Consider the following 1813-nt stretch of genomic DNA (forward strand, 5'->3'; position numbering starts at 1 on the left):
TACGCCCTCCCTACGCCCCAACCCTCGCAAGCGGTGCGCTCGTGACGTCCATCCAGAACACCAAAAGGGGGTCCCTATTGCACGCCTATAGGGGGTCCCTTTTGGACGCCGATTGACAGCCACGACGCTGGCGGGCAAGGCCGCCGCGTAGCTGATGACCGTCTCTCGCCGCATCCGCCGACGGACAACAACCTTGCCCGTTGAGTTCAACCTAACGACGCTGCAGCTGTTCTTGCCCAGATCGATTCCAAGAACCGATACGTCCATGACCTTCGCTCCTTCTTCAAACGACCCTCTGTCGAGCGGCATCAACGATACAGTGAGGGGCGAGCCATCCATAAAGGGGGTCTCGGGCGGTTGATCGGACGCACCAAGGGCGGCATGAACACCAAGCTGCACGCCGTGACCGACGCCAACGGACGTCCGATCAGCCTCTTCATGACCGCAGGCCAGGTCAGCGATTACATTGGTGCCGCCGCCCTGTTGGACAGCCTGCCCAGGGCGAAATGGCTGCTGGGCGACCGGGGCTATGCCGCAGACTGGTTCAGGGAGGCCTTGCAGGTCAAGGGCATCACGCCCTGCATCCCTGGTCGGAAATCCCGGACCGCGCCTATCCGTTACGGCAAGCGCCGCTACAAGAGCCGCAACCGCATAGAGATCATGTTCGGCAGGCTCAAAGACTGGCGTCGCGTAGCCACACGATACGATCGCTGCCCGACGCTCTTCCTGTCCACCATCGCCCTCGCGGCGACCGTGATCTTCTGGCTATGAGTCCTGAGCCTAAGCAACTCGAAAACATTGAAGTAAGACTCGGGAATCTGGTTACCGACCTGTCACTGACCTAGGCTCAGGACCCATTAAAGGGATTCACGGGGCGGCTTCGATCTGATTCACTGGTGGCAGGAGGAGCCTGTCATGAGTGATCTGTTCTGGCTGACGGACAAGCAGATGCGGCAGATCGAGCCGTATTTCCCGCTCTCGCATGGCATCCCACGGGTGGATGACAAGCGGGTGCTGAGTGGCATCATCTTCGTGATCCGCAACGGCCTGCGCTGGCGTGATGCGCCGAGGGACTACGGGCCGCACTAGACGATCTACAACCGGTTCATTCGCTGGAGCCGGTTGGGCGTGTTCAACCGGATCTTCGCTGAACTGTCGGCCAAGGGGCCCCGGCCGGAGCGATTGATGATCGACGCCACCCACCTGAAGGCCCACCGGACAGCGGCCAGCCTGCTCAAAAAGGGGCTGTTCCCCGACGTATCGGACGCACCAAGGGCGGGCTGAACTCCAAGCTCCACGCCGTGTGCGACGGCCAGGGGCGTCCGTTGGTCCTGTTGCTCTCCGAAGGCCAGATGAGTGACTACAAGGGAGCCGCCCTGATGATCGACGCTCTGCCCAAAGCCAAGGCTATGCTGGGCGACCGGGGCTACGACGCCGACTGGTTCCGGGCCGCCCTGATCCAGCGGGGCATCACCCCGTGCATCCCTTCAAAGGCCAACCGAAAGGTCCAGATCGATCACGACCGAACCCTCTATCGCCAGCGCCACAGGATCGAGAACATGTTCGGCAGGCTCAAAGACTGGCGACGAATCCACACCCGCTACGACCGATGCGCGCACACCTTCATGTCCGCCATCGCCATCGCCGCAACCGTCATCTTCTGGCTATGACGCAATGAGTCCTGAGCCTAGGTGTTGACGTGACCCCCGTTTCTCATCCAGCCATAACGAGAGTCCTTGGGTGATCTGAACTGGTGTTGGTGGGGTTGGCAATAGGCCGGTCTGAGCAGCCATCAACCAGCGCAGCAGGCCGG

At 61.4% G+C, this 1813-nt stretch carries 1 protein-coding gene and 2 pseudogenes; 2 read left to right on the forward strand and 1 reads right to left on the reverse strand.

The annotated features are described in order from the left end of the window. Window positions 1-114 precede the first annotated feature (114 nt). Window positions 115-267, reverse strand: a pseudogene (locus ACP7AB_RS16825) (IS110-like element ISMmg1 family transposase); the annotation flags it as partial. Between ACP7AB_RS16825 and ACP7AB_RS16830 the strand changes: the two are divergent. Together ACP7AB_RS16830 and ACP7AB_RS16835 are read left to right on the forward strand one after the other, a co-directional pair. Then, entirely contained in the window at window positions 241-771 is a 531-nt protein-coding gene (locus ACP7AB_RS16830; protein ID WP_426046204.1) for an IS5 family transposase, read from the forward strand. The pseudogene ACP7AB_RS16825 and the gene ACP7AB_RS16830 overlap by 27 nt on opposite strands. Window positions 772-915: 144 nt before the next feature. Then, window positions 916-1670, forward strand: a pseudogene (locus tag ACP7AB_RS16835) (IS5 family transposase). Window positions 1671-1813: the final 143 nt, after the last annotated feature.

Source organism: Brevundimonas sp. TWP3-1-2b1 (assembly GCF_049896165.1).
GTDB classification, from domain to species: domain Bacteria; phylum Pseudomonadota; class Alphaproteobacteria; order Caulobacterales; family Caulobacteraceae; genus Brevundimonas; species Brevundimonas subvibrioides_B.